Raw genomic sequence first — 20,810 nt, forward strand, 5'->3', positions numbered from 1 at the left:
AGATGAGCTTCATTCAGGTTGACGGGCTCGTGAAAATCTACCGGCCCAAGGGCTCCGACCCGGTGCGCGCACTGGACGGGGTCGACCTCAGCGTGAACCAGGGCACCGTGCGCGCCTTGCTCGGGCCGAACGGCGCGGGCAAGACCACCATGGTCAAGGCGCTCACCACCCTGATCAAACCGGATGCCGGCCACGCCACGATCGACGGCATCGACGTCGTGCATGATGCCGGCCGCATCCGGCCGATCATCGGCGTCTCCGGCCAGTACGCCGCCGTCGACGAGAACCTCACCGGCTTCGAGAACCTCGACATGGTCGGTCGGCTGTACCACCTGGGCGCGCAGGCGTCCCGGCGGCGGGCGCAGGAGCTGATCAACGCCTTCGGGCTGACCGAGGCGCAGAACCGCCCGGTCAAGGGCTTCTCCGGCGGCATGCGGCGGCGCATCGACCTGGCCGGCGCCATCTTCTCCCGCCCGCCGGTGCTGTTCCTCGACGAGCCGACGACGGGTCTCGACCCGCGCAGCCGGCTCGGCATGTGGGACGTCATCACCACCCTGGTGAGCGAGGGCACGACCGTCTTCCTCACCACGCAATACCTGGAGGAGGCCGACCGGCTGGCCGACGACATCTCGGTGATCGACGGCGGCAAGCTCATCGCCGAGGGCACCGCCGACGAGCTGAAGGCGCAGATCGGCGGCCAGCAGATCGAGTTGACGCTGATGGATGCCGCGGACGGCGCCGTGGCCGGTGAGATCCTGCAGCGGCACGGCGAGGCGGAGCCGCACGTGGGTGGCGACGGCCGTGAGCTCTCGGTCGGCGTGCGCGAGGGGCCGCTCGCGCTGGAGCGCGTGCTCGGCGAACTGAATGCCGCCGGCATCCGGCTGCACGACGCCGGCATGCGCCGGCCCACCCTCGACGACGTGTTCCTCAAGCTCACCGGCCATTCAGCCGGGGCCGAGGACGAGGACGATGCGGGTGCGGAGGAGGGATCATGAGCGAGTTGCGGGACGACCCGACCAGCGCCCCGGACGCCCTGGCGGCGGTCGCGGCCCAGGGGCTGCCGGATGCGGCGAGCGTGCCGTCATCCGTCGCCACCTGGTTCAACGACGGCTGGATCACCACCCGGCGCAACCTGATCAAGATCAAGCGGGTGCCTGACATCCTGGTGTTCACCACGCTGCAGCCGATCATGTTCGTGCTGCTGTTCACCTACATCTACTCGGGCGTCATCACGATTCCGGGCAGCAGCTACACCGAGTTCATCATGGCCGGCATCTTCGCCCAGACGGTGGTGTTCGGCTCCACCTACTCGGGCTCGGCGATGGCGCAGGATCTGAAGGACGGAATCATCGACCGCTTCCGCACGCTGCCGATGAGCCCGTCGGCGGTGCTGATCGGCCGCACCAACGGTGACCTCTGCATCAACGCGCTGTCGATGGTCGTCATGATGCTCACCGGGCTGATCGTCGGCTGGCGCATCACCTCCGGCTTCTGGTCCGGCCTGGCCGGTGTGGCGCTGATCCTGCTGTTCGCCTACGCCTTCTCCTGGGTGATGGCGTTCGTCGGTATGAGCGTGCGCAGCCCCGAGGTGATCAACAACGTGGCCTTCCTGATCCTGTTCCCGCTCACGTTCATCTCGAACGCCTTCGTGCCGGCCGAGACGCTGCCACCGGTGCTGCAGACGATCGCCGAGTACAACCCGGTGTCGGCGCTGGTGCAGGCGGCCCGCGAGCTGTTCGGCAACGTGCCGCCGGGCACCCCGGTCGGCGACGCCTGGCCGCAGCAGTACCCGATCGCGGCCGTGCTGATCGGCGTGGCCGTGATGCTCGCCGTGTTCGTGCCGCTCTGCATCCGCAAGTTCGTGAGCATCAGCTCCCGCTGAGGGGTTCGGACGGGCCCACCCTGAGGGGTGCTGTGCAGCCGGCGTTCACCCGCGCGCTACCGCTGAGTGATCGACGGTTCGCCCGGGCTGCCTACCGTGATCGGTGTCCGCGGCGGCCACGCCGCATTCGCACCAGCCGGAATCCTGAAAGGTCACCTTCGTGTCACTGCTCTCCACGCCCCGCGCCAGCAGCTTCACCCTTCCGCGGCTCCTCGCCGCGGGCGCCGCGCTCGCACTCACCGTCGGACTGGCCGCCTGCGCCCCGGCATCCGGAACCACCGACGGGGCCGCCGACGCCGACGCCAACGCCAACGCCAACGCCGAGACGGTCAGCTTCGCCAAGGACGATGCCACCCTCGTCTTCGGCGTCGTTCCCGACACCGTCGACACGCAGACCAACTACCAGCCGCTGATGGACTACATCGCCGAGATCACCGGGAAGGACGTCGAGTACCACGAGTCCACCGACTACGCCGCGCTCATCGAGGCCGCCGTCGCCGGCAAGATCGACGTCGCCAGCTTCTCCGGCTTCACCTACGTCACCGCCACCAACAACGGCGCCAAGATCACGCCGTTCGCCTCGATCATCACCGCCGAGGGTGAAGAGCCCGGCTACTACTCCGAGGCCATCGTTCCCGAGGGCAGCAGCATCACCTCGGTCGACGGCTTCAAGGGCAAGAAGGTCTGCTTCGTCGACCCGAGTTCGACCTCGGGCTACCTGTTCCCGAGCTACAACCTGCTCGAGGCCGGCATCGACCCGGAGACCGACATCACCCCCGTCTTCGCTGGCAAGCACGACGTCTCGGCGCTGAAGACCTCCGAGGGCGTCGAGTGTGAGGCCGGTTTCGCCGAGGACTCCGTCGCCGAGCACCAGGAGGGCGTGAAGATCGTCGGCAAGACCAAGGTCCCCGGCGCTCCCATGGTCGTCTCCGACAGCCTCCCCGCCGAGCTGAAGGCCACGATCATCGACGGCCTCAGCAACATCACCATCGCCGACATCCAGGAAGCCGGCATCAAGAACGCCGACTCCGCGGGCTTCATCAAGACCTTCTATGCGCTCTCCCCGGTCGATGACAAGTACTACGACCTGATCCGCGACATCTGCGAGGCGACCAACGCCAAGCAGTGCCAGTAGTCGGCGCCAGCCGTCTCTAGCATCGCCTGGGCGGGGTCCGGATGCCGCGCGCACGCGGCAACCGGACCCCGACCGCAGCGCAAGCCCACCCGCACCACCAGCACCGAAGGAACCCAGCCATGACCGAGCTCGTGCCCGCGCCGCTGACTGCGCACGCTGTCTCCGCACCGTCCGCCTCCGACGCCGAGACCGTGGTGCGGATGCGCGGCCTAGGCAAGCGCTTCGGCGAGCTCGCCGCGCTCAGCGACGTGAACCTGGAGGTCAGGCGCGGCGAGATCGTCGTGCTGCTCGGGCTCTCCGGCTCGGGCAAGTCGACGCTGCTGCGGCACGTTGACGGCCTCGAGCAGCCGAGCTCCGGCGAGATCAGCGTGCTCGGCCGCGACCTGGCGCAGCTCACCGGGCGCGAGTTGCGCCGGCTGCGCAGCCGCATCGGCTTCGTGTTCCAGCAGTTCGAGCTCGTCGGCTCGCTCAGCGTGCTCGAGAACGTGCTCACCGGGGCGCTCGCCGCACTCCGCGGGCCCCGCCTGGGGCTGATCAGCTACCCGCGCGAGCTCAAGCGCGCCGCCCTCGGCCACCTCGACCGGGTCGGGCTGCTCAATGCCGCCTACCAACGGGCCGACACCCTCTCCGGCGGGCAGCAGCAGCGCGTCGCCATCGCCCGCGCGCTGATGCAGAACCCCGAGGTGCTCCTCGCGGACGAGCCCGTCGCCTCACTCGACCCCGAGTCGAGCGAGCAGGTGATGACGCTGATCCGCGAGATCGCGCTCGACCAGGGCCTCACCGTGCTGTGCAGCCTGCACCAGGTCGACCTCGCCCTCGGCTGGGGCGACCGCATCGTCGGCCTCCGGCACGGCGAGGTCGTGCTCGACACCCCCACGGACGGGCTCAGCAAGGCCCAGGTGATGGAAATCTACGGCCGCGTGGCCACGACCACGAGCGAGTTCCGCGCCATCAGCGAGCTTGAGCGGCAGTTCGCGGGCACGGATGCCGCCGGCGGGCCGGCCTGATGAGCACCGCCACCCTCGCCCCGGCGTCGCGCCGCGCAGTGGCGGCGCCCCCGCGGCCGCGCTCCTCGCCGGAGCGCATCGCCGCGATTGTCGCCATCCTGCTCGTGCTCGGCGCGGCCGCGTGGTCCTTCGCCGACGTCGGCATCTCGGTGCCGGACATGATCGCCAGCTGGGGCAACGCCGAGCACTTCTTGGCTCGGGCGCTGCCATTGGAGTTCCCGCCGCTCGGCGAGCTGCTGTGGTCGACGGCCCTCACCCTGGGCATCGTCATCGTCGGAACGCTGCTGGCCGCTGTGCTCTCGCTGCCGGTCGCCTATCTGGCCGCGAGCAACACAACGCCCGGCTCCGGCTGGCGCGTCGCTGGCCGCTCGATCGGCGTCGTCAGCCGCGCCGTCCCCGACGTCGTCATTGCCATGATCCTCGCCGGCATGTTCACCCTCGGCGCGCTGCCGGGCATCATCGCCATCGGCATCCACTCGATCGGCATGATCTCCAAGCTCTTCGCCGACGCGATCGAGCAGATCGACGAGGGGCCGCGCCGCGCCATCCGCGCGACGGGCGGCAGTACCGCGCAGCAGTTCTTCAGCGGCGTGCTGCCCCAGGTCGCCCCCTCCTTCGTGGCGACCATTCTGCACCGCAACGACATCAATCTGCGCGGCTCCGTGATCCTTGGCTACGTCGGTGTCGTCGGCCTCGGCCACGACCTTGCCTTCGCGCTGCAGTCGCTCGACTACGCCCTCGCGATGGGTCTCGCCCTCGTGATCTTCGTGCTCTGCATCGCCATGGAGATCGTCTCCTCGGCCGTGCGCACCTCGCTGCTCGGCATCACGCCGAACGGGCGTGGCCTCGGCGACCGCACCGTGCGGGCCGCCGTCAGGGCCGGTCGCAGCGTGCAGGGCCGCCGCGGGGCGGAAACCGCGCCCGGCATCGCCGCACGCGCCGAGCGGGCCCCGTTCGCTTCGCGCGGTACGGCCGGCTTCGCCGACGTCGATGCCGCCATGCGGCGCCCCTGGACGGCGAGCCGGCGCAAGAACACGGTGTGGCTGTCGGTGACCGCCCTGGTGATCGTCGCCGCCGTTTGGGTCTGCGACATTCAGTGGGGCGACCTGCTCACCTTCTGGAAGTACGTGCCGGCGGTGCTCGCGAAGCTCTGGCCGCCGAGCTTCGGCAACTACCTGCCCGAGCAGATGTTCGGCGCGATGGCCGAGACGATCCAGATCGCGCTGGCCGCGACGCTGCTCAGCCTGGTGCTCTCGCTCGTCGTCGGCTCGCTTGCCGCCCGCAATATCGCGCCGAATCGTGCGACCCGCGTCGGTGCGCGGCTCAGCCTCGTCGTCGTGCGCGGCATCCCCGAGCTGATCCTCGCGATCGTGCTCATCGTGATTACCGGTTTCGGACCGCAGGCCGGTGTGCTCGCGCTTGGCTTCTGCGGCATCGGCCTGCTCGGCAAGCTCTTCGCCGACAGCTTCGAGGAGGTGAGCCCCGGCCCGGAGCGCGCCCTGCGCGCCGGCGGCGCGACGCGCCTGCAGGTCTACGCGGCTGCCACGATGCCGCCATCCACCAAGGCAATCGTCGGGCATAGCTTCTACATGCTCGACACCAACCTGCGCGCGGCCACCATCCTCGGCATCGTCGGCGGTGGCGGAATCGGCTTCTACCTCAACAACGCCGGGCGCATCTCTGCTTACGACGAGGTGATGGCGATCGTGCTGATGATGACCGCCACCGTGCTCGTCGTCGAGGGCCTCGCCAGCTGGATCAGAAAGGCGCTCCAGTGATGGTCTCCACAACCGCCATCGGGCGCGCATCCGGCCGCGTCACCGGAACACTCGAAGAATTCGATGTGGCCATCGTCGGAGCCGGTGTCGTCGGGCTCGGGCACGCGCTCGCCGCCATCGACCGGGGGCTCTCCGTTGTCGTCGTCGACCGTGCCGCCGAGATCGCCGGCGCCTCGATCCGCAACTTCGGCCACGCCTGCGTGAGCGCGCAGACCGGGCAGGCCCGGGCCTACGCCGAGCGCAGCCGCGAGCTCTGGTTGCGCATCGCCGCCGAGACCGGGATGTGGCACCGCACAAGTGGGGCCTGGCTGGTGGCGCGCGCGGATGACGAAGCGGCCGTGTTGGCTGACTTCGCCCGGTCTGCGGGTGCCGGGCCGGCGGGGCCGGGCGCCTCGGTCGAACTGCTCGACGCGGCCGAGATGCGTGTGGCGATCCCGGCGCTCGGAGCCGACGTCGTCGGCGGGGCGTGGATGCGCGATGACCTGCAGCTGAACCCGCGCGAGGCCGTGCCCGCACTGGCGCGCTGGTTGGCCGGCCGCGGTGTGCAGTTCCGCTGGCAGAGCGCGGTGCACTCCGTGAAGTCTGGGGTGCTCGCCACCAGCCGCGGCCACATCGCCGCCGACACGATCATCGTCTCCGTCAACCACGACATCGACCAGCTCTTCGGCGAGGTCGCGCAGGCCGTCGGTATCCGCCGCTGCGGCCTCGACATGATGCGCGTGCGCGTTGAGCCGGCCGGCGGGCCAGCCGCGCCACCGTTTGCCCTGCCCGGCCCACTCCTCACCGGCTGGTCCATGCTCCGCTACTCCGGCTTCGCGGCGTCGACGGCGACGACGGCCTTGCGCGCCCGCCTGGGACGGCAACACCCGGAGCTGATGGCGCTCGACCTCAACCAGATGTACACGCAGCTGCCCGACGGCAGCCTGATCGTCGGCGACACGCATTACCGCGGGCAGTCGGTGACGCCGTTCCAACAGGAGGGCGCCTTCGATGCCCTCGCCGCGCTCACGAGCGAGCTGTTCGGCGGGGCCAGACTGCAGGTGCTCGAACGCTGGCAGGGCGTGTATGCGTCCGGCCCGGACGAGTTCCTGGTCGAGTCGCCGCTGCCCGGTGTGCACATCGTCGCGGCGACCACCGGCATCGGCATGACCTGCGGTCTGGGGCTTGCCGACAGCGTGATCACCGCGCTCGCCGAATCCGCACGGGCATAGCCTCCTCACCGCCACACCCCGCTCCACGGGCATCCAGAAAGACAGGTTCAGCATGACCGACACCACAGACACCACAGAAACCTCGGCCACCAGCGAGAGCACCGGCATCGCCCCGGAGGAGCTCGACTTCGAGCGGGAGCTCGATGACGCGCTCGACGCGTTCGACGCCGATGAGGAGCGCGGCGACGAACTCGAGATCGACGAGTACGAGGTGCCGATCGAGCTCGTCGTGCTCGACATGGCCGGCACCACCGTGGCCGATGACGGCACCGTCGAGCGTGCCTTCGGCCGGGTTGCCGAGCGGCAGAATATCGGCGCGACCCCGGAGGAGCGCGAGGCGGCACTTGAGTACGTCCGGGTGACCATGGGGCAGTCGAAGATCGAGGTCTTCCGTGCGATCACCGGCGACGAGCAGCGTGCCCAGGCCGCCAACGCCGCCTTCGAGGCCGCCTACGCCGAGATCGTCGCCGAGGAGGGCGTGTCCGAGATTCCTGGTGCCCGGCGCGCGATAGAGCAGCTGCAGCAGGCCGGCGTCACCGTGGCTCTGACTACGGGCTTCGCCCGGCCGACGGTCACTGCGATCCTCGACGCGCTCGACTGGCACGGTCTCGCCGACCTCGTGCTCACCCCGGCGGATGCCGGCCGTGGCCGTCCTCACCCCGACATGCCGCTCACCGCGCTGCTGCGTACAGAGACGAGCTCGGTCGAAGCGATGATCGTGGTCGGCGACACCGCCTCCGACATGCAGAGCGGCGCCCGCGCCGGGGCCGGACTCGTCATCGGTGTGCTGAGCGGTGCACACGACGAGGAAACGTTGGAGGACGCCGGAGCAGACGACATCGTCGCGTCGATCGCCCAGCTGCCCGCGCTGCTCGGCCTGCTCGACGGTGATGCAGTGGGTGACGCTGCGGGTGACGCGGAGGCGAACGCCGACGTCGCAACCGGCGCACCCGGAACCCGGGCGTAGGCCGGACGATGCCTCACGCAACGCTCGCGGCACCGCGCGGTGACACACTCGATCTCGACCTGGCTCCGGCCGCCCTTGCGATGGTGTGGTCGGGAATCGGCCGCCCGCACGAGGCGCTTGCCGTGCCCGACATTCGGCTCGCCCCGGGCGACGCCCTCGTGGCAGTGGAGCTCGCGACGATCTGCGGTTCGGACGTGCACACGGTCGCCGGCCACCGGCCGGGGCCGTCGCCGTCGGTCCTCGGCCACGAGCAGGTCGGCCGGGTGCTCGCGACCGCGGGGCCGGTGCGCGCCGTCGACGGTCGCCGGCTCGAACCGGGGATGCGGGTGGTCTGGTCGGTCGTCGTGTCCTGCGGGCGCTGCGCGCGCTGCCGGCGCGGGCTCCCGAACAAGTGCGTCTCTGCGGCGAAGTACGGCCACGAGGCCGTGCGCCACGAGTGGGAGTTGAGCGGCGGCTTCGCCTCGGCCGTGCACCTGAAGCGGGGGACCGGCATCGTGATCGTCGATGACGCGACCCCGGCCGGCGTTCTCGCGCCGGCATCGTGCGCCACTGCCACGGTCGTCGCCGCGATCGAGGCGGCAGAGCAGAGTGCGCCGCTCTCCGGGCGCACCGTGCTGGTGACGGGAGCCGGCATGCTCGGCCTCACCGCCACGGCGATGGCCGCGGATGCCGGGGCGCGGGTGGTCGTCAGCGACCCGAGCGCCGAGCGGCGTGCGGCCGCGCTGCGCTTCGGCGCGGCCGCCGTCGCCGACCCCGCCCTGCCCTCCGGTGCCGCAGGCAGCCTCGGTCGTGTGCTCGCCGCGCAGACTCGGGGGCGCGGGCTGTGCGACGTCGCTCTCGAGCTCTCCGGCGCGGCCCCTGCCGTGGCGTCCGCCCTCGCCGCCCTCGACACCGGCGGGGTGCTTGTGCTCGTCGGCAGCGTCTCGCCGGGCGCGCCCGTGCCGATCGACCCGGAGCGCCTCGTGCGCCAGCTGCTCACCGTGCGCGGCGTGCACAACTACACCCCGGCGCAGCTGCAGCGCGCGGCCGACTACCTCGCCGACGCGTGGCGGCGGCACCCCTTCGAGCAGCTGCTCGGCGAGGTGTTCCCGCTGGAACAGATCGACGAGGCATTCGACGCCGCCGCGCGCTTGGGCGGCGTCACGCCGGCCCCCGGCTCCCGCCCGTCGGGCATTGCCGGTGTCGCCGCCGCGCGCATCGGTCTGGCCCCGAGTCGGCTTCCGCACGCCGTGCCGACGCCGCACCCCGCCCGCGATCGCACCGGGCGCCTCATCCCCCCGCCCCAATTCCGTTGAGAGCGGTCAAATGGCCGGTTCCAGACCCGAAAAGTGGCCATTTGACCGCTCTCAACGGACCTTCTAGGTCGTGGCGAGGAGGGTGCGGAGGGTGTCGCGGGCGGCGGCGAGGCCGCGGTAGACCTCGTCGAAGCTTGTCGACAGCGGGGCGAGGCCGATGCGCAGGCCGCCCGGGTCGCGGTAGTCGGGGATCACGTCCTGCGTCCAGAGCGCAGCGTTCACCTCGCGCATCGCCGGGTGGTGCAGCGTGACGTGCCCGCCGCGCTGGCCCGGCTCGGCCGGCGTCGCGAGCGTCACGCCGAGCGGGGCCAGCCACGCCTCGTGCAGCCGGATCGCGTACGCGGTCAGCGCCTCGGACTTCGCCCGGATGGCGGCCATGCCCGCCTCCTCGATCATCTCCAGCGTGTCCTGCATCGCGAGCATGCCGACGATCGACGCGGTGCCGCTCACGAAGCGCTGCATGCCGGGAGCCGGCACGTACTCGGGCCCCATCGCGAACATGTCGCTGGTGCCCCACCAGCCCTGGATCGGCTGCGCCAGCTCGCCCTGCAGGCCGGCGCGCACGTAGGCGAAGGCGGGCGATCCCGGCCCGCCGTTCAGGTACTTGTAGGTGCAGCCGACGGCCAGGTCGAAGCCCCAGGCGTCCGCCTCGACAGTCGTCGCGCCGGCCGAGTGGCACAGGTCCCAGAGGATCAGCGCGCCGGCGTCGTGCGTGATGCGGGTCAGCTCGGCGGCATCCGCAAGGTGGGCCGAGCGGTAGGCGACGTGCGAGACGACGACGAGGGCGGTCTGGGGCCCGACGACGGATGCCAACTGCTCCGCGGTCACGCCGGCGCTGGTGTCGACCTCGATCCAGCGCAGGGTGAGGCCGCGCTCCTTCGCGATGCCGTCGAGCACGTAGCGGTCGGTCGGAAAGTTGTCGGTGTCGACGACGATCTCGGTGCGCTGCGGGTCGCGCGCCACCTGAGCGTCGACGGCGGCGCGGGCCAGCTTGTAGAGCAGCACCGTGGTGGAGTCGCCGATCACGGTCTGGCCGGCGGCCGCGCCGATCACCGAGCGGCCGATGCGGTCGCCGATCTCGTAGGGCAGGCGCAGCCACTTCTCGTCCCAGCCACGGATCAGCCGGCCGGCCCACTCCTCGCGCAGGAACGTCTGAATGCGCTCGATCGCCGACACCGGCGGCCGGCCCAGCGAGTTGCCGTCGAAGTAGACCAGGTCGCTCTCGGCGCCGGCGAAGCGGGCACGGTAGGCGGCGAGGGGGTCGGCGGCATCCGCCCGCCGGGCAAACGCGAGCAGGTCGTCGGCGCGCGAGGGGTCGGCGTGCGCCGCGGCGGGCGGGGTGACGGATGCCGCCTGGCGCAGGCCGGGGCCCGGCTTCGGGATCGTTGTCATGGCAGTGTCTCCTCGAGGTGGGCGGTCGTGGTTCCGCGTGCTCCGGCGAGCCAGCGGGCGGTGTCAGCACTGTAGCCGGTGGCCGGGGGAGTGCCGGGAACCCACGCGACGCGCGGTCCGATGGCGGGCTGTGCTGCAGACAGCGGTGCGTGCTCGGCGCCCGCGATGCTGGCGACGAGGGCGTCCGGGGTCAGTCCGGCCTCGGCCAGGGCGAGCAACTCGCGCTCGTTCACCCCGTTTGGCAGCGGCCCGTTGCCGAGGTCGGTGCCGTAGAGCACACGGCCGCCGACTGCCGTGAAGCGGCGCACGTTGTCGATGGCGATCGCCCGCTCCGGCGTCGCGGCGCCCCAGCCATGGATGTCGAGCGTGGAGATCCAGGACAGTCCGGCCACGGCCATCCGGCGGAGCAGGGCGTCATCGAGCGCCTCGGTGAACGGGGTGTGGGCGAGGGCGGAGACCCCGGCGTCCAACGCCCGGGCGGCCTGACCGGCGCCCTCGGTGTGTGCGACGACGGGCACGCCGTGCGCGCGGGCGGCCGCCACGACGGCGGCGGCGACGCCGTCGCCCGGCACCGGCCCGGCGGCGCTGTTGAACATGAGCTTGATGACGGAGGCGCCGGCCGCGAGCTGGGCGGCGACGGCATCCGCGGCCTGCCCGGTCTCTGCGGCGTCGGTGGCCAGCTCAACGGTCGAGCCGGCGGGCGCCCAGCCGGATGAGCTCGGGTAGCCGCCGGCGCAGCTGAGGAAGGCGCCTGCGATGCGCACCGCGGGCAGCGTCGAGCCGGGCTGCGCGCTCGCGGCCAGCCAGCCGGTGGCCTCGGCGGGCCTCCAGCCGAGGTCGACGACGTGCGTGATGCCGCCGGGCAGGAGCAGCTCCGGCCGGCCCAGCCCGAGGTGTACGTGCTGGTCGGTCAGCTGCGGGAACAGGGTGCCGGGCAGTTCGAGGTCGACGGGCGTTGTTGCTCGGTCGAAGTCGGGCAGCGGATGCAGCAGGCCGCCCTGCAGGGCGAACACCGCCGCCCCGCGCCACCCGCCCGACCACCACTGCTGCACGCCGAGGTGCCGGGTGCCGGGCGTCATGCGGCCCGCTGCCGGGTTTCGACAGGCTCAACCATCGGCAACCCCCGCTGATTGAGCTTGTCGAAATCACGCACGCTAGCGACCGATCTCGGTGCGCACCGCGTAGAGCTCGGGGAAGAAGGTCAGCTCGAGCGCCTTCTGCAGGAACGCGGCGCCGGTCGATCCGCCGGTGCCGGTCTTCATGCCGATGGTGCGCTGCACCGTCTTCAGGTGCCGGAACCGCCAGAGCTGGAAGTTCTCCTCCAGGTCGACGAACTCCTCGCACGCCTCGTAGGCCGCCCAGTTCTCGCTCGCGTTCTCGTAGATGTTCGTGAACACGGGCACCAGTTCCGGGTCGAGCACCCACGCCTCGGTCACGTCGCGTTCCAGCACGGAGTCGGGCACGGCGTGGCCGGCCCGGTGCAGGTAGCGCAGGAACTCGTCGTAGATGCTGGGCGCCTCGAGCAGCTCGCTGAGCAGGGCGGATGCCGCGGCATCCGCCTGGAACACGTTGAGCATGCGCCGGTTCTTGTTGCCGAGCACGAACTCCACGGCCCGGTACTGCCACGACTGGAAGCCGCTGGAGTTGCCGAGGAAACCGCGGAACTCGGCGTACTCGGTGGGAGTGAGGGTGGCCAGCACCGACCACTGCTCGGTGAGCGTGCGCTGGATGTGCTTGACCCGGGCGATGCGCTTGAGCGCGGGGGCGAGCTGGTCGGCGCGCAGCAGGTCGCGGGCGCTCGCCAGCTCGTGCAGCACGAGCTTCAGCCAGAGCTCGGTGGTCTGGTGCTGCACGATGAACAGCAGCTCGTCGTGGTGCTCGGGCACGCTGACCGGCAGTTGGGCCGAGAGCAAGGTGTCCAGCTGCAGGTAACCGCCGTAGCTCATCCGTTCTCGGAAGTCGGTCACAATGCCGGGGTCGAAATCGCGGGTGTTCTTTTCGACCGACACAGTTCTCCTTGCACGAAACGTCGCGCAGCCTGCTGGCTGCTCCATGCATTTTCGCTGCCAGCGGGGCACCCGCGCAATGTGGCCGGGCGCGTCGCAGGCGCGGCAAGGCGCCGACCGGCTCTGCGGAGGATTGCCAGCGTGCGCGGAACGTCACGCGCGTACGCTGAGGGGATGAGCCCTTCCGACGGCGCAGAACATGCGCGCCGATCCGGCGGCGACCCGCCCCGACGGCGCAAGGACGCACAGCGCAACTATGAGCGCCTGCTGCAGCAGGCGCGCGAGGTGGTGGCCGAACAGGGCAGCGAGGCGTCGCTCGAGGAGATCGCCCGCCGCGCGGAGCTGGGCATTGCGACGCTCTACCGGCACTTCCCGAACCGCACGGAGCTGATGCGGGCGCTGTACGAGCAGTCCGTCGCCGAGCTGGGCGGAACGGCATCCGAGGCCGTCAATGCGCCGAGCGCCTGGCAGGGCCTGGTGGTCTACGTCGAGCGGATGACGCAGTGGCTGGTGGAAGACCCGGGGCTTGTCTCGATCATCGAGTATCTGGGCGCCGCCGACCCCGAGTACATCCCGGAGCCGAGCAGGGAGCGGCCGCTCGTCGAGCTCATCACTCGGGCGCAGGCGGCCGGCGAGCTGCGCCCCGACGTGGAGCGCAGCGACGTCTCCCGCCTGATCACGCTGCTCGGCGGGCAGTCACTGCTGCGCGGAGAGGATCCGCCGCTGGACTGGCGGCGCCCACTCGGCATCATGCTGGACGGGCTGCGCGCCGAGAACGTGCGCAGCGCGCTGCCGCCCCGCTGAGCCTAGGCCGTGCGCACCCGGATGAGGTTCGCCCACGGGTCGTCGAAGCTGAGCGTCTGGCCGTCGTCACGCACGCCGATCTTGTGGTGCGTCATGCGCTCCTGCAGTGCGCCGAGGTCGTCGGCATCCGGAACAATGATGTCGACCTGACCGAGCCCGAGCGCCTGCTGGCGGCGGCCGGCGCCGCGGCTGTTCCAGGTGTTCATGGCCATGTGGTGGTGGTAGCCGCCGGCCGAGACGAAGAGGGCGCTGCCGCCCATCTCCGCTGTGGTCTCGAAGCCGAGCGAGTCGACGTAGAAGTCACGGGCAGCGGCGACATCGCCGACCGAGAGGTGCACGTGGCCGACGACGGCGCCGCCGATCACGGGGTCGGCCACGCCGGCCTCGGTGAGGTGGCTCTGCAGGTAGGCGTTGGGGTCGAGGGCGAGGGTGGCCATCTCGATGGTGCCGTGGGTCCAGCTCCACTCGGTGCGCGTGCGGTCCCAGTACAGCTCGATGCCGTTGCCCTCGGGGTCGTTGAAGTAGAAGGCCTCGCTGACCAGGTGGTCGGCGCTGCCCGTGAAGGTGTTCGGGTGTCGGCTGGCGACCGAATAGACGGCGGCGGCGAGCGCGGCCTGGGTCTCGAACAGGATCGCCGTGTGGAACAGGCCTGCGGCGCGCGGCTCGGGGTTCACCAGCTCGGGGGCGTGCTGCAGGATGACGATCGGGGTGGTCCCTCGGCCGAGCACCGCGATCGGACCCTCGTGGCTGAGCAGCTGCAGGGTGACGGCGTCGCGGTAGTAGGCGATCATGGCGTCGAGGTTGCCGACGCGCAGGGTCACCGCGCCCATTCCGGTGTCGGGGGCGAGAAGCTCGGAGGCGCTGCGTGTGGGGATCGGTGCGGTCATATCGAGTGAAACGGATGCCGTGGCCGCCGTATTCCGCCAGCGGATCGCTACCCGCTGGCCACACCCCGTTGGCTCGAGGGAGCGCCAGCGACCGAAGCCAGCACCAGCAGCACCCGCGAGCTGCCGACCGCAGCTGCCCCGGCGGCGCCGCCTAGCCTGCTCGCACCGCCGCCGTCGAGCCCCGGGCAACGAGCCGGGGCGCGAGGTCAGCGGGGGAGGCCGCGTCGGCAGGTGCGGCGGCCCCCGCGATGGTCGCGAGCAGCTGCTCGACGGCCCGCTCGCCGAGCTCCTCAGCCGGCAGCGCGACAGTGCTGAGCTCCGGCGAGAGCATGCGGGCAACGTCGATGTTGCCGAAGCCGATGACCGAGAGTCGCTCGGGCACGGCGATGCCCCGCACCGCGGCCGCCTTGAGCAGCGCCGCCGCGAGGAGGTCGTCGTCGCAGACCGCCGCCGTCATCTCCGGCGCCGCCTCGAGCAGCCGGTGCGCGGCGGCCTCCGCCTCATCCCAGTCGAGGCTCGCCGCCTCGGAGGCGGAGTCGGAGATCACCCGTCCGGTGCTCCGCAGCCGGGCGTGGAGCGCCTCGGCGCGTCGACGATAGGTGGCGCGCCGGCTGTCAACGGCCAGGTGGCCGATCTGCCGGTGGCCGAGCTCGACCAGATGATCGGCCGCCAGTTCCATGCCCAGCTCGACGTCGATCCCGACGTATGCGGCATCCGGAATATGCGTCTCGGCGAAGACGAGCGGCAGCCCCTGACTGGCGAGTTCGAGCGCTTCGTCTTCGGTCGGGGCGTAGATGATCGCGCCATCGAGCTGGCTGCCCCTGATCATCGCGCTCAACCGGGTGGTCCAGGGCAGGCCGCTGTCGCTGTTGAACAGCACGACGGCGTGGCCGTTGCGCCGGGCCGCACGCTCTGCGCCGAGCAGCACCCGGGCGAAGTAGGGCTGGGCGATCGTCGGCACCGCGAGGGCCAGCACGTTGGCGCGGCCCGTCTTGAGCGCGGCCGCGTTGAGGTTCGGCTGATAGCCGAGTTCCAGCGCGCTCTGCCTGATCCGGGCGGCCGTGACCGCGGAGACGCGGCCGGCATCCTTGCCGGAGAAGACGAGTGAGACCGAGGACTGCGAAACGCCGGCGTGGGCGGCGACATCCTCGCTCGTGGCCGGGCGACGCGCCTGCTGCCCGTGGTGGCTGTTCAACTGCCGGCCTCTCTGTTCATGCGTTGACAGTGTGCCCCGCGTGGTCATACTATCGCGGTACGTCATTCGTATGACGGATTAGTCGGAGGAGAGCATTGTGAAGACTCGTATTGACTGGGTGCTGGCGAACACGCGCCTGCTGAACGCGATCGCGGGGGAGTTCCGCGAGACCCGCCCCTTCGATGGGCTCACGATCGGCACCGGGATCCACCTGGAGCCGAAGACCGTTGCGCTGTTGCTGACGCTCACGGCCGGCGGCGCCCAGGTGGTGGCGACGGGCAACCTCAACTCGACCCAGCAGGGCACCAACGACTACCTCGCCGAACACGGTGTGCGCGTGATCGGCGCCCACACGACCGACCGCGAGGAGCACCGCGGGTTCCTGCGTCAGGTCGTGGCTGCGAAGCCGGAGCTCCTGCTCGACAACGGCGGCGACCTTTTCGCTGCCTTCCTCGACGAGCCATACCAGGGCCTCATCGGCGGAACGGAGGAGACGACGTCCGGGCGGATGCGGCTGGCTCCGCTGCGCGAGGAGCTGGCGCGCCCGATCCTGGTGATCAACGACAGCCCGATCAAGCAGTTCGCAGAGAACCGGCTCGGCGTTGGCCAGAGCGTCTTCGAGTCGATGATGCGCCTCACGAACCTCGGCACCAACGGCCGCCGCGTCACGGTGTTCGGCTATGGCTCGTGCGGCCAGGGCGTGGCGCGCAACTTCAAGAACGCCAACGCGACGGTGACCGTGGTGGAGGCCGACCCGGTGCGCCGCCTCGAGGCGCTGCTGGATGGCTTCGTCGTCACATCGCGCGAGGAGGCGCTCGCGACGGCCGACTTCATCGTGACCGTCACCGGGGCGTCGGGCGTGCTGAACCCCGCCGACCTGACGCACCTGAAGAACGACGTGCTGCTCGGCAATGCCGGGCACTTCCCCGACGAGATCGACGTCGACGGCATCCTCGCTTCCCCAGAGGTCGTCGGTATCGACGCTACGAGTCCGGCATCGAGCGGCTGCAGCTCCAGGATGGCCGGGCGGTGAATCTCATCGCCCGCGGGCACATGATGAACCTGGCCGGCCCCGGTGCGCTCGGCAACTCGATCGACGCCATGGACATCGGCTTCGCCCTGCAGGCCCGCTGCCTCGAGCTGATCGCCGGTGGCGGCCTCGACGCGCGCTCGGCCGTCGTGCCCGTGCCGCGTGCGATCGACGAGGCCGTCGCCAACCAGTTCGTCGCTGCCGCGACCGGCGCGGAGGCGCTGGCGGGCTGGGAGGCGGCCGCGCTGGTGAGCGCCGAGAGCGCCCCTGGCCGGTGACCGCGCGGGGTTACAGCGCGGTCAGGCGCCCCAGCAGCTCGCGGTAGCGGGCGGCCGTCTGCTCGACGATCTCGGCGGGCAGCTCCGGCGGGGTGCCTTGCTGGTCCCAGTTGGTGGCGAGCCAGTCGCGCACGATCTGCTTGTCGAAGCTGGCCATGCGCGCCTCGGGAGTGGCGGCCGTCGCGTAGGTCTCGCCGTCCCAGTAGCGGCTGGAATCGCTGGTGAGCACCTCGTCACCGAGGCGGATCACGCCGGTCTCGCGGTCGGCGCCGAACTCGAACTTGGTGTCGGCCAGGATCAGGCCGTGCGCCTCGGCGATGGCGGATGCGTCGGCGAAGATCTGCAGCGACAACGCGCGCAGCTCGGTCGCGACATCCGCCCCCACCAGCTCGACCGTGCGCTCGTAGCTGATGTTCTCGTCGTGCTCGCCCATCGGGGCCTTCCACGCCGGGGTGTAGATCGGCTCGGGCAGGCGGTCGCCGTTCGTGAGGCCGGCAGGCAGCGGGATGCCGCAGACGGTCTGTGACGCCTGGTACTCCTTCCAGCCACTGCCGGTCAGGTAGCCGCGCACGACGCACTCGACCGGGAACATGTCCAGGGTGCGCACCAGCATGGCGCGGCCGGCGACGGCGGCTGGGATGCGGCTGGCGCCGTCGAGGCCGTGGTCGGCGATCAGGTGGTTGGGCACCTGCAGCTGGTCGAACCACCACAGGCTGAGGGTGGTCAGCAGCTCGCCCTTGCCGGGGATGCCCGGCTCGAGCACGTGGTCGAACGCGCTCACACGGTCGCTGGCGACGACGAGCACCTCAGGGCTGGCGGCCAGCGGGTCGCCCGTCCAGGAGTCGTCATCGGTCATGCTCGACGTCGGCACATACAGGTCGCGGACCTTGCCCGAGTAGACGTGGGTCCAGCCCGGGAGCTCGACGGCGGACGATGCGGAGGGCTGGGTCTCGTTGGTCACGAGACCATTCTCGCGCACATCGGCGGGCGCTCCGCCCCGCCCGATCGCACCCGGTCGGTGGTGGGGGAGCGCGGGCGGGGCACACCGGGCGCTACTCTTCCGAGTGCATCCTGCATTTCGACGGAGAAGGGCGGCATCCGAGCGTTATGACGATCGACTGGTTCACCGGCACATTGGCCACCGAGTTGGTGCTGCTCGGCATGGCGTTCGTGCTCTCCGCCGTGATCGGCCTCGAGCGCCTCTGGCACCGCAAGAGCACCGGGCTGCGTACGCACACCCTGGTCGGCGTGGGCTCGGCCCTGTTCACCCTCGTCTCGGCCTACGGTTTCAGCCAGGTGACCGATCCGAACGTGGTTGTCGACCCGTCGCGCATCGCGGCTCAGGTGGTCTCCGGCATCGGCTTCCTCGGCGCCGGCGTGATCTTCGTCCGGCAGAACGTCGTCAACGGCCTGACGACGGCCGCGTCGATCTGGATGACGGCCGCCGTCGGCATGGCCTGCGGCGCCGGCATGCCGGTGCTCGCGACCGCCGCCACCGTCATGCACCTGTTCACGACCACGCTGCTCTCGCGCTTCGGTCGGCGCCTGCGCCCGGTCCCGGAGGACACCGTCGTCGTGCAGTACAAGGGCGGCCGGGAGGTGCTGAGCGAGGTCCTCGCCGCGGCGACCTCGCGCGGGCTGCGCACCTCGCTGACGAGCACGAAGACCGTCGAGACCCCGAGCGGGGCCGAGCGGATCGAGGCGGTGCTCACCTTCGACAGTGCCGGGCGTCGAGCGCAGCAACAGCTGCTGCAAGACCTCTCCGGCATCCGCGGCGTCGTCTCCGTGGCGCTCGCCGACGAGGACTCGGACTAGAAGGACGCAAGCCGCCGCTCGCGGTGGCGGGCGCGGGCGGCCGGGAATGTTTACGTTGACACAATTTCGATGTTTACGTTGACATTGGCCGGATGGCGGCCCTACTCTGGCGTTGTCAGGCACCCGAACCGGCGTCGACTTGTGGCGCTACGTGGTGCTCGCAAGACGAACAGAGAGGTTCGCAGAATGCAACGTCGCACCGTGCGGCTCATCGTCGCGATCGCCATGGCCGCTTTGGCCGGGTCGATCGCCACACCGGTATACGCAGCAGAAACAGCACCGCCATCGATCCCCGTGCTCACGGGCGCCGAGCTCTCCGCCTCCTGGGCCGGCCCGCTCAGCACCAGGGGCCGCTACGTCGTTGACGCCAACGGCAACCGCTTCAAGCTGAAGTCGGCCAACTGGGACGGCGCCCAGGGCCACTGGAACGGCACGGCGCCGAAGTCCGACCCGGCCAACCACAACAGCGGCATCAGCTACGACATCCCGATGGGGCTCGACCGAGTGCCCATTGCCACGCTGATGGCGGACTTCCACTCCGTGGGCATCAACAGCATCCGCCTGCCGTTCTCCAACGAGATGCTGACGATGACAGCCCCGGTTCCGGATGTCGCCGTGCTGGCGAACCCGCAGCTGAAGGGTAAGACGCCGCTGCAGATCTTCGACGTCGTCGTCGAGACGCTCACGGCCGACGGCTTCGCCGTCATCCTGAACAACCACAGCACGACCTCGCGCTGGTGCTGTGGGGCGGATGACGGCAACTCCAAGCCGCACAGCGGCCAGACGCTCGACAAGTTCGTCAGCGATTGGGCGTTCCTCGCCACCCGCTACGCGAGCAACCCGCGGGTGGTCGGCATGGACCTCCGCAACGAGGTGCGCCGCGACATCACCGACGACCCGAACTGGGGCATGGGCGACGCCAACGACCTGTACAAGGCATACCAGCTCGCCGCGGTCGCCATCCAGAAGGTGAACCCGCACACGCTGATCGTGATGGAGGGCATCAACTGGCAGGGCATCCCGCTCGACGGCTTCTTCCACGAGCGGCCGAACCTGCGCCCGGTCGCGACGACGTCGAACACGATCCTCTACCCCGACAAGCTCGTGTACTCCTCGCACGTCTACGGCTTCACCGGTCCCAAGCACACCGGCGCGACCGGCCTCGGCGAGACCCACGACCTGCGCTACCGCGACATGACCGCCGCCGAGCTCTCCGCCGCGGTGATCGCCGAGTCGCTGTTCGTGACGACATCCGGCCAGCACTACACGGCGCCGGTCTGGCTGAGCGAGTTCGGCACGACGGGCGCCGGCCAGGACAACCCCAAGGAGGTGGCCTGGTGGAACAACTTCACGGATGTGCTCGTGGCCAACGACACCGACTTCGCGGCGTGGCCGTTGGTGAGCCAGGCCACAGAGGACGGCGTGTTCAGTGACAAGTTCGCACTGCTCGGGTACTCGGCATCCGGCACCAAGTTCAGCATCGCGAACGACTGGCGCTACCCCGCCTGGGTGAAGCTGATCACCGCCGCCGGCAAGAGCGGCCAGGTTGCCGTCGAGCCGCGCTGGAACATGCTCGGCAGCGGTGCGATCTCTCCCGACAACAACGCCTCGCTGCGCTTGCAGGGCACCGACTGGGATTCAGCCAAGTGGAAGGGCAACTGCCCCGACTCCGAGCGCCTGATCGGCCTCTCCCGCAGCTCGAACCGCGCCCTGTGCACCAACAACGCGCAGCCGGCAACGAGCAGCACATACGCGGTCGTGAGCAACGAGTCCACGGTGACGCACGACTGGGCGGGCGGATACAGCAAGCTGCAGTGCCCGGCCGGCCAGATCGCCACGGGCTTCAGTGTGAACCCGGGGGTCACCAACAAGTGGGCGATGTCGAAGCTGCTCTGCTCGCAGAGCACGACGACGCTGCCGACGAGCCAGGGGCGCACCCTCTGGTTCGACCAGGGCGACAACCGCCCGGCCGGGGTTGGCTCGATCGGCAGCGACTGGGCCCCGGGCAAGTTCAAGGGACAGTGCAACAACACCGAGTACATCGCCGGTGTTGCATTCACCTACCGCTGGAACAACGGCGGAGTGCCGAGCGCGCTGCTCTGCAAGCCGCTGGCGTAGCGACGGGTTA

Annotated in this window: 19 protein-coding genes; 13 read left to right on the forward strand and 6 right to left on the reverse strand. The window is 70.5% G+C overall.

Annotated elements, in window-relative coordinates:
• Positions 1–2 precede the first annotated feature (2 nt).
• The 8 genes from AWU67_RS16360 (at position 3) to AWU67_RS16395 (ending at position 9,275) form a co-directional block, all read left to right on the forward strand.
• The gene (locus tag AWU67_RS16360; protein WP_067232985.1) at positions 3–995 is read left to right on the forward strand and encodes an ATP-binding cassette domain-containing protein; all 993 of its coding nucleotides are present in this window, start codon (positions 3–5) and stop codon (positions 993–995) included.
• On the forward strand, positions 992–1,882 hold the full coding sequence (locus AWU67_RS16365; RefSeq protein ID WP_082717092.1) for an ABC transporter permease: 891 nt from the start codon (positions 992–994) through the stop codon (positions 1,880–1,882). Before AWU67_RS16360 ends, AWU67_RS16365 begins: the two co-directional genes overlap by 4 nt.
• A gap of 160 nt (positions 1,883–2,042) precedes the next feature.
• A complete protein-coding gene (locus tag AWU67_RS16370; protein WP_234407295.1) occupies positions 2,043–3,017 on the forward strand; it encodes a phosphate/phosphite/phosphonate ABC transporter substrate-binding protein in 975 nt (324 codons plus the stop codon).
• Between the two features lie 119 nt (positions 3,018–3,136).
• Positions 3,137–4,024: a phosphonate ABC transporter ATP-binding protein gene (phnC, locus tag AWU67_RS16375; RefSeq protein ID WP_082717093.1), complete on the forward strand. Its 888-nt coding sequence runs from the start codon at positions 3,137–3,139 to the stop codon at positions 4,022–4,024.
• Positions 4,024–5,802, forward strand: a complete 1,779-nt coding sequence (gene phnE, locus AWU67_RS16380; RefSeq protein WP_067231565.1) for a phosphonate ABC transporter, permease protein PhnE — start codon at positions 4,024–4,026, stop codon at positions 5,800–5,802. Before phnC ends, phnE begins: the two co-directional genes overlap by 1 nt.
• Positions 5,802–7,013, forward strand: a complete 1,212-nt coding sequence (locus tag AWU67_RS16385) for a TIGR03364 family FAD-dependent oxidoreductase (RefSeq protein WP_067231569.1) — start codon at positions 5,802–5,804, stop codon at positions 7,011–7,013. The genes phnE and AWU67_RS16385 overlap by 1 nt, the downstream gene beginning before the upstream one ends.
• Positions 7,014–7,065: 52 nt before the next feature.
• A complete protein-coding gene (locus AWU67_RS16390; protein WP_082717094.1) occupies positions 7,066–7,980 on the forward strand; it encodes a phosphonatase-like hydrolase in 915 nt (304 codons plus the stop codon).
• Positions 7,981–7,988: 8 nt separating this feature from the next.
• A complete protein-coding gene (locus AWU67_RS16395) occupies positions 7,989–9,275 on the forward strand; it encodes a zinc-binding dehydrogenase (protein WP_082717095.1) in 1,287 nt (428 codons plus the stop codon).
• A gap of 63 nt (positions 9,276–9,338) precedes the next feature.
• Here AWU67_RS16395 and AWU67_RS16400 read toward each other — a convergent pair whose 3' ends face one another.
• From AWU67_RS16400 to kynA, 3 genes are all read right to left on the reverse strand, one after another.
• A complete protein-coding gene (locus AWU67_RS16400; protein ID WP_067231572.1) occupies positions 9,339–10,667 on the reverse strand; it encodes a kynureninase in 1,329 nt (442 codons plus the stop codon).
• On the reverse strand, positions 10,664–11,746 hold the full coding sequence (locus AWU67_RS16405) for a hypothetical protein (RefSeq protein ID WP_067231575.1): 1,083 nt from the start codon (positions 11,744–11,746) through the stop codon (positions 10,664–10,666). Before AWU67_RS16405 ends, AWU67_RS16400 begins: the two co-directional genes overlap by 4 nt.
• Positions 11,747–11,821: 75 nt before the next feature.
• A complete protein-coding gene (gene kynA, locus AWU67_RS16410; RefSeq protein WP_067231578.1) occupies positions 11,822–12,676 on the reverse strand; it encodes a tryptophan 2,3-dioxygenase in 855 nt (284 codons plus the stop codon).
• A 171-nt stretch (positions 12,677–12,847) separates the two neighbouring features.
• Between kynA and AWU67_RS16415 the strand changes: the two genes are divergently transcribed.
• Complete coding sequence (locus tag AWU67_RS16415) at positions 12,848–13,477, forward strand: TetR/AcrR family transcriptional regulator (protein WP_067231582.1); 630 nt, start codon at positions 12,848–12,850, stop codon at positions 13,475–13,477.
• Between the two features lie 2 nt (positions 13,478–13,479).
• Here the strand turns inward: AWU67_RS16415 and AWU67_RS16420 are convergent, their stop codons facing one another.
• Positions 13,480–14,364, reverse strand: a complete 885-nt coding sequence (locus AWU67_RS16420) for a VOC family protein (protein WP_067231586.1) — start codon at positions 14,362–14,364, stop codon at positions 13,480–13,482.
• Between the two features lie 151 nt (positions 14,365–14,515).
• Positions 14,516–15,559: a LacI family DNA-binding transcriptional regulator gene (locus AWU67_RS16425; RefSeq protein WP_067231589.1), complete on the reverse strand. Its 1,044-nt coding sequence runs from the start codon at positions 15,557–15,559 to the stop codon at positions 14,516–14,518.
• 97 nt (positions 15,560–15,656) lie between these two features.
• On the opposite strand from AWU67_RS16425, the gene AWU67_RS16430 reads away from it, so the two are divergent.
• Together AWU67_RS16430 and AWU67_RS17585 are read left to right on the forward strand one after the other, a co-directional pair.
• A complete protein-coding gene (locus AWU67_RS16430; protein WP_199922315.1) occupies positions 15,657–16,592 on the forward strand; it encodes an adenosylhomocysteinase in 936 nt (311 codons plus the stop codon).
• Complete coding sequence (locus AWU67_RS17585) at positions 16,589–16,867, forward strand: hypothetical protein (protein WP_199922316.1); 279 nt, start codon at positions 16,589–16,591, stop codon at positions 16,865–16,867. Before AWU67_RS16430 ends, AWU67_RS17585 begins: the two co-directional genes overlap by 4 nt.
• A 10-nt stretch (positions 16,868–16,877) precedes the next feature.
• On the opposite strand, the gene AWU67_RS16435 is transcribed toward AWU67_RS17585, so the two are convergent.
• Positions 16,878–17,828, reverse strand: coding sequence for a phosphoribosylaminoimidazolesuccinocarboxamide synthase (locus AWU67_RS16435; RefSeq protein ID WP_067232997.1), 951 nt, complete (start codon positions 17,826–17,828; stop codon positions 16,878–16,880).
• A gap of 146 nt (positions 17,829–17,974) precedes the next feature.
• Between AWU67_RS16435 and AWU67_RS16440 the strand changes: the two genes are divergently transcribed.
• Both AWU67_RS16440 and AWU67_RS16445 read left to right on the forward strand, forming a co-directional pair.
• Complete coding sequence (locus AWU67_RS16440) at positions 17,975–18,682, forward strand: MgtC/SapB family protein (RefSeq protein ID WP_067231592.1); 708 nt, start codon at positions 17,975–17,977, stop codon at positions 18,680–18,682.
• A gap of 186 nt (positions 18,683–18,868) precedes the next feature.
• Positions 18,869–20,800 (forward strand): glycoside hydrolase family 5 protein, encoded by a 1,932-nt coding sequence (locus AWU67_RS16445; RefSeq protein ID WP_067231595.1) that lies wholly within the window; start codon positions 18,869–18,871, stop codon positions 20,798–20,800.
• Positions 20,801–20,810: the final 10 nt, after the last annotated feature.

The organism is Microterricola viridarii (assembly GCF_001542775.1).
GTDB lineage: Bacteria > Actinomycetota > Actinomycetes > Actinomycetales > Microbacteriaceae > Microterricola > Microterricola viridarii_A.

What these genes read in the sequence shown, in the direction of transcription:
- AWU67_RS16440 (WP_067231592.1), top strand. Translation starts at nt 17,975, where the DNA reads ATGACGATCGACTGGTTCACCGGCACATTGGCCACCGAGTTGGTGCTG.
- AWU67_RS16395 (WP_082717095.1), top strand. Translation starts at nt 7,989, where the DNA reads ATGCCTCACGCAACGCTCGCGGCACCGCGCGGTGACACACTCGATCTC.
- AWU67_RS16365 (WP_082717092.1), top strand. Translation starts at nt 992, where the DNA reads ATGAGCGAGTTGCGGGACGACCCGACCAGCGCCCCGGACGCCCTGGCG.
- AWU67_RS16385 (WP_067231569.1), top strand. Translation starts at nt 5,802, where the DNA reads ATGGTCTCCACAACCGCCATCGGGCGCGCATCCGGCCGCGTCACCGGA.
- AWU67_RS16390 (WP_082717094.1), top strand. Translation starts at nt 7,066, where the DNA reads ATGACCGACACCACAGACACCACAGAAACCTCGGCCACCAGCGAGAGC.
- AWU67_RS16445 (WP_067231595.1), top strand. Translation starts at nt 18,869, where the DNA reads ATGCAACGTCGCACCGTGCGGCTCATCGTCGCGATCGCCATGGCCGCT.
- AWU67_RS16415 (WP_067231582.1), top strand. Translation starts at nt 12,848, where the DNA reads ATGAGCCCTTCCGACGGCGCAGAACATGCGCGCCGATCCGGCGGCGAC.
- AWU67_RS16405 (WP_067231575.1), bottom strand. Translation starts at nt 11,746, where the DNA reads ATGACGCCCGGCACCCGGCACCTCGGCGTGCAGCAGTGGTGGTCGGGC.
- AWU67_RS16360 (WP_067232985.1), top strand. Translation starts at nt 3, where the DNA reads ATGAGCTTCATTCAGGTTGACGGGCTCGTGAAAATCTACCGGCCCAAG.
- phnC (WP_082717093.1), top strand. Translation starts at nt 3,137, where the DNA reads ATGACCGAGCTCGTGCCCGCGCCGCTGACTGCGCACGCTGTCTCCGCA.
- AWU67_RS16400 (WP_067231572.1), bottom strand. Translation starts at nt 10,667, where the DNA reads ATGACAACGATCCCGAAGCCGGGCCCCGGCCTGCGCCAGGCGGCATCC.
- AWU67_RS16420 (WP_067231586.1), bottom strand. Translation starts at nt 14,364, where the DNA reads ATGACCGCACCGATCCCCACACGCAGCGCCTCCGAGCTTCTCGCCCCC.
- phnE (WP_067231565.1), top strand. Translation starts at nt 4,024, where the DNA reads ATGAGCACCGCCACCCTCGCCCCGGCGTCGCGCCGCGCAGTGGCGGCG.